This is a genomic window from Streptomyces sp. NPDC029041 (assembly GCF_040637515.1).
Taxonomy (GTDB): Bacteria; Actinomycetota; Actinomycetes; order Streptomycetales; family Streptomycetaceae; genus Streptomyces.
Map to the genome: position 1 here is coordinate 98,857 of NZ_JBEZWO010000020.1, position 15,364 is coordinate 114,220.

Annotated in this window: 14 protein-coding genes; 1 reads left to right on the top strand and 13 read right to left on the bottom strand. The window is 70.2% G+C overall.

Translation table 11 applies throughout. The features are described 5' to 3' along the window. Positions 1-94: 94 nt before the first annotated feature. From metK to pyrR, 13 genes are all read right to left on the bottom strand, one after another. Positions 95-1,303 (bottom strand): methionine adenosyltransferase, encoded by a 1,209-nt coding sequence (metK, locus tag AB0F04_RS34990; protein ID WP_362049531.1) that lies wholly within the window; start codon positions 1,301-1,303, stop codon positions 95-97. A gap of 261 nt (positions 1,304-1,564) precedes the next feature. Continuing rightward, a complete protein-coding gene (gene coaBC / locus AB0F04_RS34995) occupies positions 1,565-2,767 on the bottom strand; it encodes a bifunctional phosphopantothenoylcysteine decarboxylase/phosphopantothenate--cysteine ligase CoaBC (RefSeq protein ID WP_362049534.1) in 1,203 nt (400 codons plus the stop codon). 113 nt (positions 2,768-2,880) lie between these two features. Continuing rightward, a complete protein-coding gene (rpoZ, locus tag AB0F04_RS35000) occupies positions 2,881-3,153 on the bottom strand; it encodes a DNA-directed RNA polymerase subunit omega (RefSeq protein ID WP_003988945.1) in 273 nt (90 codons plus the stop codon). A gap of 68 nt (positions 3,154-3,221) precedes the next feature. Continuing rightward, the gene (gmk, locus tag AB0F04_RS35005) at positions 3,222-3,815 is read right to left on the bottom strand and encodes a guanylate kinase (RefSeq protein WP_051814725.1); all 594 of its coding nucleotides are present in this window, start codon (positions 3,813-3,815) and stop codon (positions 3,222-3,224) included. Positions 3,816-3,873: 58 nt separating this feature from the next. After that, a complete protein-coding gene (locus AB0F04_RS35010) occupies positions 3,874-4,197 on the bottom strand; it encodes an integration host factor (protein WP_003977346.1) in 324 nt (107 codons plus the stop codon). Positions 4,198-4,474: 277 nt separating this feature from the next. Next, a complete protein-coding gene (pyrF, locus tag AB0F04_RS35015) occupies positions 4,475-5,320 on the bottom strand; it encodes an orotidine-5'-phosphate decarboxylase (protein WP_362049537.1) in 846 nt (281 codons plus the stop codon). Continuing rightward, positions 5,317-6,423 (bottom strand): quinone-dependent dihydroorotate dehydrogenase, encoded by a 1,107-nt coding sequence (locus AB0F04_RS35020; protein WP_362049540.1) that lies wholly within the window; start codon positions 6,421-6,423, stop codon positions 5,317-5,319. Before AB0F04_RS35020 ends, pyrF begins: the two co-directional genes overlap by 4 nt. A gap of 70 nt (positions 6,424-6,493) precedes the next feature. After that, positions 6,494-9,802 carry a carbamoyl-phosphate synthase large subunit gene (carB, locus tag AB0F04_RS35025; protein WP_362049543.1) on the bottom strand — a complete coding sequence of 1,103 codons (3,309 nt, stop codon included), beginning with the start codon at positions 9,800-9,802 and terminating at the stop codon, positions 6,494-6,496. Then, positions 9,795-10,937: a glutamine-hydrolyzing carbamoyl-phosphate synthase small subunit gene (carA, locus tag AB0F04_RS35030; protein WP_362049546.1), complete on the bottom strand. Its 1,143-nt coding sequence runs from the start codon at positions 10,935-10,937 to the stop codon at positions 9,795-9,797. Before carA ends, carB begins: the two co-directional genes overlap by 8 nt. Then, positions 10,934-11,503, bottom strand: coding sequence for a hypothetical protein (locus AB0F04_RS35035; RefSeq protein WP_362049549.1), 570 nt, complete (start codon positions 11,501-11,503; stop codon positions 10,934-10,936). The genes carA and AB0F04_RS35035 overlap by 4 nt, the downstream gene beginning before the upstream one ends. Then, on the bottom strand, positions 11,500-12,786 hold the full coding sequence (locus AB0F04_RS35040) for a dihydroorotase (RefSeq protein WP_362049552.1): 1,287 nt from the start codon (positions 12,784-12,786) through the stop codon (positions 11,500-11,502). The genes AB0F04_RS35035 and AB0F04_RS35040 overlap by 4 nt, the downstream gene beginning before the upstream one ends. Before the next feature lie 5 nt (positions 12,787-12,791). After that, positions 12,792-13,769: an aspartate carbamoyltransferase catalytic subunit gene (locus AB0F04_RS35045; protein WP_362049555.1), complete on the bottom strand. Its 978-nt coding sequence runs from the start codon at positions 13,767-13,769 to the stop codon at positions 12,792-12,794. Between the two features lie 104 nt (positions 13,770-13,873). After that, positions 13,874-14,449 carry a bifunctional pyr operon transcriptional regulator/uracil phosphoribosyltransferase PyrR gene (gene pyrR / locus AB0F04_RS35050; RefSeq protein ID WP_362049558.1) on the bottom strand — a complete coding sequence of 192 codons (576 nt, stop codon included), beginning with the start codon at positions 14,447-14,449 and terminating at the stop codon, positions 13,874-13,876. Between the two features lie 266 nt (positions 14,450-14,715). Here pyrR and bldD point away from each other — a divergent pair, with 266 nt between their 5' ends. Then, positions 14,716-15,219 (top strand): transcriptional regulator BldD, encoded by a 504-nt coding sequence (gene bldD / locus AB0F04_RS35055; protein WP_018570201.1) that lies wholly within the window; start codon positions 14,716-14,718, stop codon positions 15,217-15,219. Positions 15,220-15,364 lie beyond the last annotated feature (145 nt).

Below are 15,364 nucleotides of genomic sequence, written 5' to 3' on the forward strand. Positions count from 1 at the left end.
GCGAGGCCCGGCCCCCGAGGGGCCGGGCCTCACATCCGGGACCTACAGCCCCGCGGCGCCTCCGGGACCTACAGCCCCGCGGCACCTCCGGGACTTAAAGCCCCGCGGCCTTGCGCAGCGCGTCCACGCGGTCCGTGCGCTCCCACGTGAAGTCGGGAAGCTCGCGGCCGAAGTGACCGTACGCCGCCGTCTGCGAGTAGATCGGGCGGAGCAGGTCGAGGTCGCGGATGATGGCGGCCGGGCGGAGGTCGAACACCTCGTCGATCGCCTTCTCGATCTTCTCCGTGTCGATCTTGGCGGTGCCGAAGGTCTCGACGAACAGACCCACCGGCTCGGCCTTGCCGATGGCGTACGCGACCTGGACCTCGCACCGGGTGGCGAGGCCGGCGGCGACCACGTTCTTCGCGACCCAGCGCATCGCGTACGCGGCGGAGCGGTCGACCTTGGACGGGTCCTTGCCGGAGAACGCGCCACCACCGTGACGGGCCATGCCGCCGTAGGTGTCGATGATGATCTTGCGGCCGGTCAGTCCGGCGTCACCCATCGGGCCGCCGATCTCGAAGCGGCCGGTGGGGTTGACCAGGAGACGGTAGTTCTCCGTGTCGAGCTTGATCCCCTCGTCCAGCAGCGCCTTGAGCTCCGGCTCGACGACGAACTCCTTGATGTCCGGAGCCAGCAGCGAGTCCAGGTCGATGTCCGAGGCGTGCTGCGAGGACACGACGACGGTGTCCAGGCGGACCGCCTTGTCCCCGTCGTACTCGATGGTGACCTGCGTCTTGCCGTCCGGGCGCAGGTAGGGGATGGTGCCGTTCTTGCGCACGTCGGACAGCCGCTTCGACAGCCGGTGGGCGAGGAAGATCGGCAGCGGCATCAGCGTCGGCGTCTCGTCCGTCGCGTAGCCGAACATCAGGCCCTGGTCGCCGGCACCCTGCTTGTCGAGCTCGTCCTCGTCGCCCTCGACCCGGGACTCGTAGGCCGTGTCCACGCCCTGGGCGATGTCCGGGGACTGTGCGCCGATGGACACCGACACGCCGCAGGACGCGCCGTCGAAGCCCTTCTTGGAGGAGTCGTAACCGATCTCGAGGACCTTGTTGCGGACCAGCGTCGCGATGTCCGCGTACGCCTTGGTCGTGACCTCGCCGGCCACGTGCACCAGGCCGGTCGTGATCAGGGTCTCGACGGCGACGCGCGAGGAGGGGTCCTCGCGCAGGAGCGCGTCGAGAATGGTGTCGCTGATCTGGTCAGCGATCTTGTCGGGGTGACCCTCGGTCACGGACTCCGAGGTGAACAAGCGACGGGACACAACGCTCCCTGGGGTTGCAGCGGCTGCTGGCTGATCATTGGCGGACGGCGGGGGCTGCACCCGGCGCCGTCCGTGGAACAGTTTACGGGTCACGCTTCGGCCACGGTCCCCCTGTCTCGCCACTCGGGAGTGCTGTGACCTGCGGCACGGGCATTCTGCCCAATGGCGAGCGACGTTGGCCAGAGGCGCCACGCCCGGGTCCACCCGTTTTCGAGCGGGTGCACGACGGTCGGGCAGCACGGGGTGCCCGGCGACGGGGCCTCAGCGCAGGCGCTCGGCCACCAGGTCCCAGATCGTTTCGGCCAGGGCTTCCTTGGGGCCGTGCGCCACGGCGGTCTCGCTGCCGTCGGCGCCGAGCACGACCGCCTCGTTCTCCTCGGAGCCGAAGGTCTTGCGCTCCCCCACCTCGTTCACGACCAGCAGGTCGCAGCCCTTGCGCTTGAGCTTGGCGCGGCCGTTGGCGAGGACGTCGTCCGTCTCCGCGGCGAAGCCGACGATCACCTGTCCGGCGCGGGTCCGGTCGGCGGAGATCTCCGCGAGGATGTCCGGATTCCGCACCAGGGTGATCGGCTCAGGCTCCTGGCCGTCCTTCTTCTTGATCTTCCCCGCCGCGTACGCCGCCGGACGGAAGTCGGCCACCGCGGCCGCCATCACCACGGCGTCGGCGTCGGGGGCGGCACGCAGCACGGCCTCGCGCAGCTCCACGGCGGTGCCGACCGGCACGACGTCGACGCCCGCCGGGGCGGTCAGGGTGCTGTTGGCCGCGATCAGCGTGACGCGGGCGCCGCGGGCGGCGGCGGTGCGGGCGAGGGCGTAGCCCTGCTTTCCGGAGGAACGGTTGCCCAGGAAGCGGACGGGGTCCAGGGGCTCGCGGGTGCCGCCGGCGCTCACGACGACATGCCGGCCGGTGAGGTCGGGCTCGGTGACCCCCCGGGCCAGCACACGGCGGCAGATCTCGAAGATCTCGCCCGGGTCGGGCAGCCGGCCCTTGCCGGTGTCGACGCCGGTGAGGCGGCCGACGGCCGGCTCGATGACGAGGGCGCCGCGGCGGCGCAGCGTCGCCACGTTCTCCTGGGTGGCCGGGTGCTCCCACATCTCCGTGTGCATGGCGGGCGCGAAGACCACCGGGCAGCGGGCGGTGAGCAGCGTGTTGGTGAGGAGGTCGTCGGCGAGGCCGTGGGCCGCCTTGGCGAGCATGTCGGCGGTGGCGGGGGCGACGACGACCAGGTCGGCGTGCTGCCCGATGCGGACGTGCGGGACCTCGTGCACGTCGTCCCACACCTCGGTGGAGACGGGGTTGCCGGAGAGCGCGGACCAGGTGGCGGCGCCGACGAAGTGCAGCGCGGAGGCGGTCGGCACCACCCGCACCTCGTGGCCCGACTCCGTCAGCCGCCGCAGCAGCTCACAGGCCTTGTACGCGGCGATGCCCCCGCTGACCCCCAGAACGACCTTCGGCTTGTCCACGTCTCTCCCCGGACCTCGGCTACCGGCACACCGTACGACTCCATGACACACCACAGGCCCGGCAGGAGGCCTGCCGGGCCTGTGGACAAGTCAGCGTCAAGCTGAAAATCCGATTACTGCGCCGGGCCCTCGACGGCCTCGGACGTCAGGAGCCCCGCGTTGATCTCGCGGAGGGCGATCGAGAGCGGCTTCTCGTGGACGTGGGTGTCGACGAGAGGACCGACGTACTCGAGGAGACCCTCGCCGAGCTGCGAGTAGTACGCGTTGATCTGGCGGGCACGCTTGGCCGCGTAGATCACCAGGCTGTACTTCGAGTCGGTGGCCTCGAGGAGCTCGTCGATCGGCGGGTTGATGATGCCCTCGGGCGCGGAGATGGAAGAGGACACGCTCTACCTTCCGATGGATGGGAAAGATTCTGTCGGGGTGATCGGCCGGCCGGAATGGTCGGCGATGGTCACACGACGTCCATCAAGGCTAGCAGCTCGCGGGCCACGTCCTCGACGGAGGTGTTGACCAGGGTGGTGTCGAACTCCGGCTCGGCCGCGAGTTCGATCTTCGCCGCATCGAGCCGGCGCTCGATCACCTCGGGCGGTTCGGTGCCCCGCCCGGTGAGTCTGCGCACGAGCTCCTCCCAGGAGGGAGGAGCCAGGAACACCAGCTGGGCCTCGGGCATCGACTCCCGGACCAGCCGGGCGCCCTGCAGGTCGATCTCCAGGAGGACGGGCTCGCCGTTCTCCAGTCGTTCCTGCACGGCCGCACGCGGCGTGCCATAGCGGTTGCCGGCGAACTCGGCCCACTCCAGCAGTTCCCCGTTGGCGATGAGCTTGTCCATCTCGTCGTCGGAGACGAAGAAGTAGTGGACTCCGTGCTGCTCGCCGGGGCGGGGCTTGCGGGTCGTGGCCGACACGGAGAGCCAGACCTCGGGGTGTTCCTTGCGCATATGGGCGACGACCGTGCTCTTGCCGACCCCGGAGGGGCCGGAGAGCACGGTCAGCCGCGGACGTACGTCCGGGGGTACGGGGGACGTCCCCCGGGGTGTTGCAGCCATGCAGCGATTATCCAGCAATCGCGGAGTGCCCGGGACTCGCTTCCCCGGACCGCCCGCTTCAGGAGCCGGTGCTGCCGAACTCGCGCTCCAGGGAGGCGATCTGGTTGGAACCGAGGCCACGCACGCGGCGGCTCTCGGAGATGCCGAGTCGCTCCATGATCTGCTTGGCGCGGACCTTGCCCACGCCCGGCAGCGACTCGAGGAGGGCGGAGACCTTCATCTTGCCGATGACGTCGTTCTCCTGGCCCTGCTTGATGACCTCGTGAAGAGAGGCGCCGGAGTGCTTGAGTCGATTCTTGACCTCGGCCCGCTCCCGGCGAGCCGCGGCGGCCTTTTCGAGCGCGGCTGCGCGCTGTTCAGGGGTAAGGGGCGGAAGAGCCACGCCTACGTCACCTCGGATGTCGAACTGTCGGATACGGACCGGTGAGGAACCTAGTCGCCCCACACCAGGGGAGGCACGAGCAACACACGCTTGCCCGTTCTCTCGTCGGAGACTAGCGGGCAAGTCCGCCGGAGTCATTGAGAACAGCGGAAAAGTCCTGGTCAGCCTTCATCTGAACGGACATTTAGGACATACTGCCCCGGATTTGAGGATGTATTCAGGCTCAAGGCCGCCCCGGACGACTCATCGGAGGTCTCTACCGAAGGTCTGGACCGGCTCACCGGGACGTGACTGCCTGACGGATCTCCTCCGCGAAGCGCTCCGCGGCGTCACGCAGCGCGACCGCGTCGGGACCGTGGCGTAGCACTCCGCGGCTGACGTTCGGCACGACGTTGCGCACGGCCGCGCCGAAGACCCCGGGAAGATCGGCCGGCTCGGCGCCCTGGGCACCGATGCCGGGTGCGAGGAGCGGGCCGTTGATGTCCAGGTCGTAGGTGGACAAATCGCCGAGGGTGGCGCCGACGACCGCGCCGAAGGACCCCAGGGGCTCCTCCCCCGCGTTCTCGGCGGCCAGGTGCGCCAGCATCGTCGCTCCGACGTTCCGGCCGTCGGACCGCACGGCGTGCTGGACCTCGCCGCCCTCCGGGTTGGAGGTCAGCGCCAGCACGAACAGTCCGGCACCGCTCTCGCGGGCCAGCGCGACGGCCGGGCTGAGCGAGCCGTACCCGAGGTAGGGCGAGACGGTCAGGGCGTCGGAGAACAGCGGCGCGTCCTTGTGCAGGAAGGACTCGGCGTACGCGGCCATGGTCGAGCCGATGTCGCCGCGCTTGGCGTCCATCACGACCAGCGCGCCCGCCGCCCGCGCCTCGGCCACGGACTTCTCCAGCACGGCGACGCCGCGGGAGCCGAAGCGCTCGAAGAACGCGCTCTGCGGCTTGAGCACGGCGACCCGGTCGGCCACCGCCTCGACGACCGTGCGGCTGAACCGCTCCAGGCCCGTCACGTCGTCGTTCAGGCCCCATGAAGCGAGCAGGGAGGCGTGCGGGTCGATGCCCACGCACAGCGGGCCGCGCTCGTCCATGGCCCGGCGCAGGCGTGCGCCGAAGGGCTCGGGACCACTCATGCCGTCTTCCTCACGTCGGCGCCCACCGCGTCGGCGAGCGTGGCGTAGGGGCTGGTGGCCAGGCGTGCGGCGAGCCCCTTGTGGATCGCACGGCCCCAGAAGGGCCCCTCGTAGATGAACGCGCTGTAGCCCTGGACCAGCGTGGCACCGGCCAGGATGCGCTGCCAGGCGTCCTCGGCGTTCTCGATGCCGCCTACGCCCACCAGGGTGATCCGGTCGCCCACGCGCGCGTAGAGGCGGCGCAGGACCTCCAGGGAGCGCTCCTTCAGGGGCGCTCCGGACAGGCCGCCGGTCTCCTTGACCAGGGAGGCATCCGACTTCAGGCCGAGACCCTCGCGCGCGATCGTGGTGTTCGTGGCGATGATGCCGTCCAGGCCGAGCTCCACGGCCAGGTCGGCGACGGCGTCGACGTCCTCGTCGGCGAGATCGGGTGCGATCTTGACCAGGAGCGGCACGCGACGGGCGGAGACCGTGCGGTCGGCGGCCTCGCGGACGGCGCTCAGCAGGGGGCGCAGGGCCTCGGTGGCCTGCAGGTTGCGCAGGCCGGGCGTGTTCGGCGAGGAGACGTTGACGACCAGGTAGTCGGCGTGGGGCGCGAGGCGCTCGGCGGACTTCACGTAGTCGGCGACGGCCTCCTCCTCCGGCACGACCTTGGTCTTGCCGATGTTGACGCCGACGACCGGCTTGAAGACGGGCGTCCGGGAGGCCAGGCGGGCGGCGACGCGGAGCGAGCCGTCGTTGTTGAAGCCCATGCGGTTGATCAGCGCACGGTCAGCGACCAGGCGGAACAGCCGCTGCTTGGGGTTGCCGGGCTGCGGTTCGCCGGTCACCGTGCCGATCTCGACGTGGTCGAAGCCGAGCATCGCCATGCCGTCGATGCCGACGGCGTTTTTGTCGAAGCCGGCCGCGAGCCCGAAGGGGCCGTGCATCCGCAGGCCGAGGGCCTCGGTGCGCAGTTCCTTGTAGCGGGGCGCGAGGGCGGCCGCGAGGAAGGTGCGCAGCACGGGCACGCGGGCGGCCAGGCGGATCCAGCGGAAGGCCATGTGGTGGGCCTGCTCCGGGTCCAGCGCCTTGAAGAAGAGACGGAAGAAGATTTTGTACATGGTGTCCTCACGAGGACGTGGTGTCCTCACGAAGAGGGGGACACCGTTTCCGGTGTCCCCCTCGGGGCTGCTAGTCGCGGGCCGCGGTCAGGTGTTCCGCGTGTTCCTGGAGCGACCGGACGCTCACGTCACCGCGCCCCAGGGCGTCGATGCCCTGGACCGCCGCCGCGAGGGCCTGGACCGTCGTCAGGCAGGGCACGGAGCGTGCCACGGCCGCCGTACGGATGTCGTAGCCGTCGAGGCGGCCGCCCGTGCCGTAGGGGGTGTTGACGATGAGGTCGACCTCGCCGTCGTGGATGAGCTGGACGATGGTCTTCTCGCCGTTCGGGCCGGTGCCCTCGGACTGCTTGCGCACGATGGTGGCGTTGATGCCGTTGCGCTTGAGGACCTCCGCCGTGCCGGAGGTGGCGAGCAGTTCGAAGCCGTGCGCGACCAGCTCGCGGGCCGGGAAGATCATCGAGCGCTTGTCGCGGTTGGCGACCGAGATGAACGCACGTCCCTTGGTGGGCAGCGGGCCGTAGGCGCCGGCCTGCGACTTGGCGTATGCCGTGCCGAAGACGGAGTCGATGCCCATGACCTCGCCCGTGGAGCGCATCTCCGGGCCGAGGACGGTGTCGACACCGCGGCCGTGGATGTCGCGGAAGCGCGACCACGGCATGACGGCCTCCTTGACGGAGATCGGCGCGTCGAACGGCAGCTCACCGCCGTCGCCGGTGACCGGGAGGAGGCCCTCGGCGCGCAGCTCGGCGATGGTGGCGCCCAGGGAGATCCGGGCGGCGGCCTTGGCCAGCGGCACCGCCGTCGCCTTCGAGGTGAAGGGGACGGTCCGGGACGCGCGCGGGTTGGCCTCCAGGACGTAGAGGATGTCGCCCGCGAGAGCGAACTGGATGTTGATCAGGCCGCGGACGCCGACGCCCTTGGCGATGCCCTCCGTGGAGGCGCGCAGGCGCTTGATGTCGAAGCCGCCGAGGGTGATCGGGGGCAGGGCGCACGCCGAGTCGCCGGAGTGGATGCCGGCCTCCTCGATGTGCTCCATGACGCCGCCGAGGTACAGCTCCTCACCGTCGTAGAGGGCGTCGACGTCGATCTCGATCGCGTCGTCGAGGAACCGGTCGACGAGGACCGGCCGGGAGGGGCTGATCTCGGTCGACTCGGCGATGTACGACTCCAGGCGCGTCTCGTCGTAGACGATCTCCATGCCGCGTCCGCCGAGGACGTAGGAGGGGCGGACCAGGACCGGGTAGCCGATCTCGTCGGCGATGGCCTTGGCCTCGGAGAAGGTCGTGGCCGTGCCGTGCTTGGGGGCGGGAAGGCCGGCCTCCTTGAGGACCCGGCCGAAGGCGCCGCGGTCCTCGGCGGCGTGGATGGCCTCCGGGGAGGTGCCGACGATCGGCACGCCGTTGTCCTTGAGCGCCTGCGACAGGCCCAGCGGGGTCTGGCCGCCGAGCTGCACGACGACGCCCGCGACGGGCCCGGCCTGCTGCTCGGCGTGCACGATCTCCAGCACGTCCTCGAGCGTCAGCGGCTCGAAGTACAGGCGGTCGGAGGTGTCGTAGTCCGTGGAGACGGTCTCCGGGTTGCAGTTGACCATCACGGTCTCGTAGCCCGCGTCGCTCAGGGCGAAGGAGGCGTGGACGCAGGAGTAGTCGAACTCGATGCCCTGGCCGATGCGGTTCGGGCCGGAGCCCAGGATGATGACGGCCGGCTTCTCGCGGGGCGCGACCTCGCTCTCCTCGTCGTAGGAGGAGTAGAAGTACGGCGTCTTCGCGGCGAACTCGGCGGCGCAGGTGTCGACCGTCTTGTAGACGGGGCGGATGCCCAGCGCGTGCCGGACCTCGCGGACGACGTCCTCGCGCAGGCCGCGGATCTCACCGATCTGCGTGTCCGAGAAGCCGTGCCGCTTGGCCTCGGCGAACAGGTCGGCGGTCAGCTCGGGGGCCTCGGCCAGCTCGTCGGCGATCTCCTTGATCAGGAAGAGCTGGTCGACGAACCAGGGGTCGATCTTCGTGTACGCGAAGATCTCCTCGGGCGTGGCGCCGGCGCGGATGGCCTGCATGACGGTGTTGATGCGGCCGTCGGTGGGGCGGACGGCCTGCTCCAGGAGCTGGATCTTGTCGCCGGGCTCGCCGACGAAGGTGAACTGGCTGCCCTTCTTCTCCAGCGAGCGCAGCGCCTTCTGGAAGGCCTCGGTGAAGTTGCGGCCGATGGCCATGGCCTCGCCGACCGACTTCATGGTGGTGGTCAGCGTGCTGTCGGCGCTCGGGAACTTCTCGAAGGCGAAGCGCGGGGCCTTGACGACCACGTAGTCGAGTGTCGGCTCGAAGGAGGCCGGGGTCTCCTGCGTGATGTCGTTCGGGATCTCGTCGAGGGTGTAGCCGACGGCGAGCTTGGCGGCGATCTTGGCGATCGGGAAGCCGGTCGCCTTGGAGGCGAGCGCCGAGGAGCGCGAGACGCGCGGGTTCATCTCGATGACGATGACCCGGCCGTCCTCGGGGTTCACCGCGAACTGGATGTTGCAGCCGCCGGTGTCGACGCCGACCTCGCGGATGACGGCGATGCCGATGTCGCGCAGAGTCTGGTACTCGCGGTCGGTGAGGGTCATCGCCGGGGCGACCGTGATCGAGTCGCCGGTGTGCACGCCCATGGGGTCGAAGTTCTCGATGGAGCAGACGACCACGACGTTGTCGTGCTTGTCGCGCATCAGCTCCAGCTCGTACTCCTTCCAGCCGAGGATGGACTCCTCCAGGAGCACCTCGGTGGTCGGCGAGAGCGTGAGGCCCTGGCCGGCGATGCGGCGCAGCTCCTCCTCGTCGTGGGCGAAGCCGGAGCCGGCGCCGCCCATGGTGAAGGAGGGGCGGACGACGACCGGGTAGCCGCCGAGCGTCTCGACGCCCTGGAGCACGTCGTCCATGGAGTGGCAGATGACCGAGCGGGCGGACTCGCCGTGCCCGATCTTCTGGCGCACGGCCTCGACGACCTCCTTGAAGAGGTCGCGGTCCTCGCCCTTGTTGATGGCCTCGACGTTGGCGCCGATCAGTTCGACGCCGTACTTGTCGAGCGTGCCCGCCTCGTGCAGCGAGATGGCCGTGTTGAGGGCCGTCTGGCCGCCCAGGGTGGGCAGCAGCGCGTCGGGGCGCTCCTTGGCGATGATCTTCTCGACGAACTCGGGGGTGATCGGCTCGACGTAGGTGGCGTCGGCGATCTCCGGGTCGGTCATGATCGTCGCCGGGTTGGAGTTCACCAGGACGACCCGCAGGCCCTCGGACTTGAGGACGCGGCACGCCTGGGTGCCGGAGTAGTCGAACTCGGCGGCCTGGCCGATGACGATCGGGCCGGAGCCGATGACCAGGACGGACTGGATATCGGTGCGCTTAGGCACGCTGGCCCTCCATCAGGGATACGAAGCGGTCGAACAGGTAGGCGGCGTCGTGCGGGCCGGCTGCCGCTTCGGGGTGGTACTGGACGCTGAACGCGGGGCGGTCGAGGAGCTGGAGTCCCTCCACCACGTTGTCGTTCAGACAGACGTGGGACACCTCGGCGCGGCCGAACGGGGTCTCGGAGACCTGGTCGAGCGGGGCGTCGACGGCGAAGCCGTGGTTGTGCGCGGTGACCTCGACCTTGCCGGTCGTGCGGTCCTGCACCGGCTGGTTGATGCCGCGGTGGCCGTACTTCAGCTTGAAGGTGCCGAAGCCGAGGGCGCGGCCCAGGATCTGGTTGCCGAAGCAGATGCCGAACAGCGGGGTGCCGCGCTCGAGGACGCCCTGCATCACGGAGACGGGGTGGTCGGCGGTGGCCGGGTCGCCCGGGCCGTTGGAGAAGAACACGCCGTCCGGGTTCACCGCGTAGACGTCCTCGACGGTCGCGGTCGCCGGGAGCACGTGCACCTCGATGCCGCGCTCGGCCATGCGGTGCGGGGTCATGCCCTTGATGCCGAGGTCGACGGCGGCGACGGTGAACTTCTTCTCGCCGATGGCCGGGACGACGTACGGCTCGGTGGTGGCGACCTCGGCGGAGAGGTTCGCACCCTTCATCTGCGGGGCTTCCTGGACGCGGGCCAGCAGCGCGGCGTCGTCCCGGACGGCGTCGCCGCTGAAGATGCCGACGCGCATCGCGCCGCGCTCGCGCAGGTGGCGGGTGAGGGCGCGGGTGTCGATGCCGCTGATGCCGACGACGCCCTGGGCGTCCAGCTCCTCGTCCAGCGTGCGCCGGGAGCGCCAGTTGGACGGCACGCGCGCGGGGTCGCGCACGACGTAGCCGGAGACCCAGATCTTCCGGGACTCCATGTCCTCGTCGTTGACGCCGGTGTTGCCGACGTGCGGGGCGGTCATCACGACCACCTGGCGGTGGTAGGAGGGGTCGGTGAGGGTCTCCTGGTAGCCGGTCATGCCGGTGGAGAACACCGCTTCGCCGAAGGTCTCCCCCACGGCCCCGTAGGCGCGGCCGCGGAAGACCCGGCCGTCCTCCAGGACGAGTACGGCGGGAGTTTTGGCGGCTCCCCTGGTGGAGGTGGTCATCGTTCGGCGCCTTCCCTGGTGTTCGTTTCGATCATGGAGTTGAGGGTCTCGACCCACTCGTTGTGCTCGGCAGCGTGGTCGGAGCGGAACCCGGAGTCGATCAGCCGGTCGCCGTGCTCCCAGGTGACGACCAGCAGGCCACCCTCGGTGAGGACCTTGCCGGCGATGCCCTTGTCGAGCCGGGCCTCGCGCAGCTGTGCGGCCGGGACGAAGAAGTCGTTCGCCCCGGGCCGTACGACGTCGAGGCCGGAGTCCGTGAGGGTGAGCTCGACCCGGCTGCGGGTGCCCAGGCCCCGGGCGACGATGCGGTCGAGCCACTGCCCGGCGGTGGTGGAGCCGTGGTAGCGGCCGCTCAGGGTGAGCTTCGCGGGGCCCGGGTCGGCCGGTGTGACGGGCAGCTCGGGCAGGTCGCCCTGGAGGGTGCCGCGCCACTTCCAGCCCTCGCGCATCAGCCAGTAGACGAGCGCGACGAACAGGGCGAGGCCGACGACCCAGCCGATGCGGGCGGCCCAGTCGGTCACTTGCGCCGATTCCTTCTCGGCGGCCAGCAGGAGTACAGGTGTCACGTGAGCTTCCCGTCGACGAGCGTGGCCTTGCCCCGCAGCCACGTGTGCGTCACACGGCCCGGCAGCTCACGCCCCTCGTAGGGGGTGTTGCGGCTGCGCGAGGCGAAGCCCGCGGGTTCCACCAGCCCACGGTATGCCGTGTCGACCAACGTGAGGTTGGCGGGCTCACCTGCCGAGACGGGACGGCCGTGGCCCGTCGCCTGTCCGATCCGCGCGGGCTTGACGGACATCCGGTCCGCGACGCCGGCCCAGTCCAGCAGGCCCGTGTCGACCATGGTCTCCTGCACCACCGACAGCGCGGTCTCCAGGCCGACCATGCCCATGGCGGCCGCGGCCCACTCGCAGTCCTTGTCCTCGTGCGGGTGGGGGGCGTGGTCGGTGGCGACGATGTCGATGGTGCCGTCGGCGAGCGCCTCGCGCAGGGCCATGACGTCGCGCTCGGTGCGCAGCGGCGGGTTGACCTTGTAGACCGGGTTGTAGGTGCGCACCAGCTCATCCGTGAGGAGGAGGTGGTGCGGGGTGACCTCGGCGGTGACCTGGATGCCGCGGGACTTGGCCCAGCGGACGATCTCCACGGAACCGGCGGTCGAGAGATGGCAGATGTGGACGCGGGAGCCGACGTGATCGGCGAGCAGGACATCCCGGGCGATGATCGATTCTTCGGCCACCGCGGGCCAGCCCCCGAGCCCCAGCTCCGCGGAGACGATGCCCTCGTTCATCTCGGCGCCCTCGGTCAGCCGCGGCTCCTGGGCGTGCTGGGCGACGACACCGCCGAAGGCCTTCACGTACTCCAGGGCCCGGCGCATGATCACGGCGTCGTGGACGCACTTGCCGTCGTCGGAGAAGACGGTGACGCCGGCGGCGGACTCGTGCATGGCGCCCAGCTCGGCGAGCTTCCTGCCCTCCAGGCCGACGGTGACGGCGCCGATGGGCTGGACGTCGCAGTAACCGTGCTCCTTGCCGAGCCGCCAGACCTGCTCGACGACACCGGCGGTGTCGGCGACCGGGAAGGTGTTGGCCATGGCGAAGACGGTGGTGAAACCGCCGGAGGCGGCGGCGCGCGTGCCGGTGAGAACGGTCTCGGAGTCCTCGCGGCCGGGCTCGCGCAGATGGGTGTGCAGGTCGACCAGGCCCGGCAGCAGGACCTTGCCCTCGGCCTCGACGACCTGATCGGCCTCGGCCTCCGGGACCACACCGACCTCAGCGATCGTCTGGCCGTCGATCAGCACGTCCTGGGGCTCGCCGCCGAGCACCTTCGCACCACGGATCAGGATCTTGCTCATCTGTCTTACTTCTCCTCGGTGCGGGGGTGGGTGACGGCGGGTTCGTTCCCACCGAGCAGCAGGTACAGGACGGCCATCCGGATGGACACTCCGTTTGCGACCTGCTCGACGACGGTGCAGCGGTCGGAGTCGGCGACCTCGGCGGTGATCTCCATGCCGCGGACCATCGGGCCGGGGTGCATCACGATGGCGTGCTCGGGCATCCGCGCCATGCGGTCGCCGTCGAGGCCGTAGCGGCGGGAGTACTCGCGCTCGGTCGGGAAGAACGCGGCGTTCATACGCTCGCGCTGGACGCGCAGCATCATCACCGCGTCGGACTTGGGCAGTGTGCTGTCGAGGTCGTAGGAGACCTCGCAGGGCCAGGTCTCGATGCCGACCGGCAGCAGGGTCGGCGGGGCGACGAGGGTGACCTCGGCGCCGAGGGTGTGCAGCAGGTCGACGTTGGAGCGGGCGACCCTGCTGTGCAGGACGTCGCCGACGAGCGTGATGCGCTTGCCCTCGAGGTCACGGCCGAGTCCGGCGTCCGGGCCGATCAGGCGGCGGCGCATGGTGAAGGCGTCCAGCAGGGCCTGGGTGGGGTGCTGGTGGGTGCCGTCGCCGGCGTTGACCACGACGGCGTCGATCCAGCCGGAGTTGGCGAGGCGGTACGGGGCTCCGGAGGCGCCGTGCCGGATGACCACGGCGTCGACGCCCATCGCCTCCAGGGTCTGGGCGGTGTCCTTCAGGGACTCTCCCTTGGAGATGCTGGAGCCCTTGGCGGAGAAGTTGATGACGTCCGCGGACAGCCGCTTTTCGGCGGCTTCGAAGGAGATCCGGGTCCGGGTGGAGTCCTCGAAGAAGAGGTTGACGATCGTGCGGCCGCGCAGGGTCGGCAGCTTCTTGATCGGCCGGTCGGCGACCCGGGCCATCTCCTCGGCGGTGTCGAGGATCAGGACGGCGTCGTCGCGGGTGAGGTCGGCGGCCGAGATGAGATGACGCTGCATCTGTCAGGCTCCGTAAGGCAGTTCATTCGGGAGATTCGGGGCAGACGGGCGCGCCGGGGCGCGCACTGAGCCGGCGTACGGCGGCGGCGTACGCCTCTGGAGCGCTACTGAGGGGTCGGCTTGGCACCGAGCAGCACGGTGTCGCGACCGTCCTCCTCGGCGAGCTGGACCTTGACCGTCTCCCGCAACGACGTGGGGAGGTTCTTGCCGACGTAGTCGGCGCGGATGGGCAGTTCGCGGTGACCGCGGTCGACGAGGACGGCGAGCTGCACCGCGCGCGGACGTCCGAGGTCGTTCAGGGCGTCGAGGGCGGCGCGGATGGTGCGGCCGGAGAAGAGCACGTCGTCGACGAGGACGACGAGCTTGCCGTCGAGGCCGTCACCGGGAATCTCGGTGCGGGCCAGCGCACGCGGCGGGTGCATGCGCAGGTCGTCGCGGTACATGGTGATGTCGAGCGAGCCGCACGGAACCTTGCGCTCGGTGATCTGCTCGAGCTTGTCGGCGATGCGCCGGGCGAGGAAGACGCCCCGGGTCGGGATGCCGAGGAGCACCACGTCGTCGGCGCCCTTGGCGCGTTCGACGATCTCGTGGGCGATGCGGGTCAGCACCCGCGCGATGTCGGGCCCTTCGAGAACGGGCCGGGCATCGGACTGTGCGTCGCGCGTGTCGTGCGTGTCCATACGAAACGGACCTCCTTCTCCGCCTCACGGGACGGACCTTAAAGGACGTCGAGATTGCGCCATACACGGTAGCAGGTCCCGGTGATCGCCCGTTCGGCCCCCTCGGATCACCCATCCGGCCCAATGCGAGGCCACTACCACGGAAGAGTCGGTGCGGACCATTCGGCTTGACGCGGCAGAGTAACGCTGCGTAACCTCACAGTGAGTTACCAGCCGCGCGGCCTGGCACCCACGCCAGACGCGTCGACACAGTGCCGGGGAGCTATATGTCCAGCGAATACGCCAAACAGCTCGGGGCCAAGCTCCGGGCGATCCGCACCCAGCAGGGCCTTTCCCTCCACGGTGTCGAGGAGAAGTCCCAGGGACGCTGGAAGGCGGTCGTGGTCGGTTCGTACGAGCGCGGCGACCGTGCCGTGACCGTGCAGCGCCTTGCCGAGCTGGCGGATTTCTACGGCGTTCCGGTGCAGGAACTGCTTCCGGGCACGACCCCGGGCGGGGCCGCCGAGCCGCCGCCGAAGCTGGTCCTGGACCTGGAGCGGCTGGCCACGGTGCCGGCCGAGAAGGCGGGCCCCCTCCAGCGCTACGCGGCCACGATCCAGTCGCAGCGCGGTGACTACAACGGCAAGGTGCTGTCGATCCGCCAGGACGACCTGCGCACACTCGCCGTCATCTACGACCAGTCTCCGTCGGTCCTGACGGAGCAGCTGATCAGCTGGGGTGTCCTGGACGCGGACGCGCGCCGGGCGGTGGCGTCCCACGAGGAGGCCTGACCGCTCGCGGGTCCGGCAGACGGGTCCAGCAGAAACGTGCCGCCGGGGTGGCCGGAACCGTATGGTTCCCGGCCGCCCCGGCGGCGTTGTGCGGCTCTGACGTCCCTGTGCCGCACCGGGGACGTCCGGGAACGCCGGAGGGCCC

Bases quoted from the DNA above. Each gene is read 5' to 3' on its own strand.
- gmk (WP_051814725.1), bottom strand. From the start codon at position 3,815: ATGGCTGCAACACCCCGGGGGACGTCCCCCGTACCCCCGGACGTACGT.
- AB0F04_RS35040 (WP_362049552.1), bottom strand. From the start codon at position 12,786: ATGAGCAAGATCCTGATCCGTGGTGCGAAGGTGCTCGGCGGCGAGCCC.
- pyrR (WP_362049558.1), bottom strand. From the start codon at position 14,449: ATGGACACGCACGACACGCGCGACGCACAGTCCGATGCCCGGCCCGTT.
- AB0F04_RS35020 (WP_362049540.1), bottom strand. From the start codon at position 6,423: ATGTACAAAATCTTCTTCCGTCTCTTCTTCAAGGCGCTGGACCCGGAG.
- AB0F04_RS35045 (WP_362049555.1), bottom strand. From the start codon at position 13,769: ATGCAGCGTCATCTCATCTCGGCCGCCGACCTCACCCGCGACGACGCC.
- carA (WP_362049546.1), bottom strand. From the start codon at position 10,937: ATGACCACCTCCACCAGGGGAGCCGCCAAAACTCCCGCCGTACTCGTC.
- pyrF (WP_362049537.1), bottom strand. From the start codon at position 5,320: ATGAGTGGTCCCGAGCCCTTCGGCGCACGCCTGCGCCGGGCCATGGAC.
- bldD (WP_018570201.1), top strand. From the start codon at position 14,716: ATGTCCAGCGAATACGCCAAACAGCTCGGGGCCAAGCTCCGGGCGATC.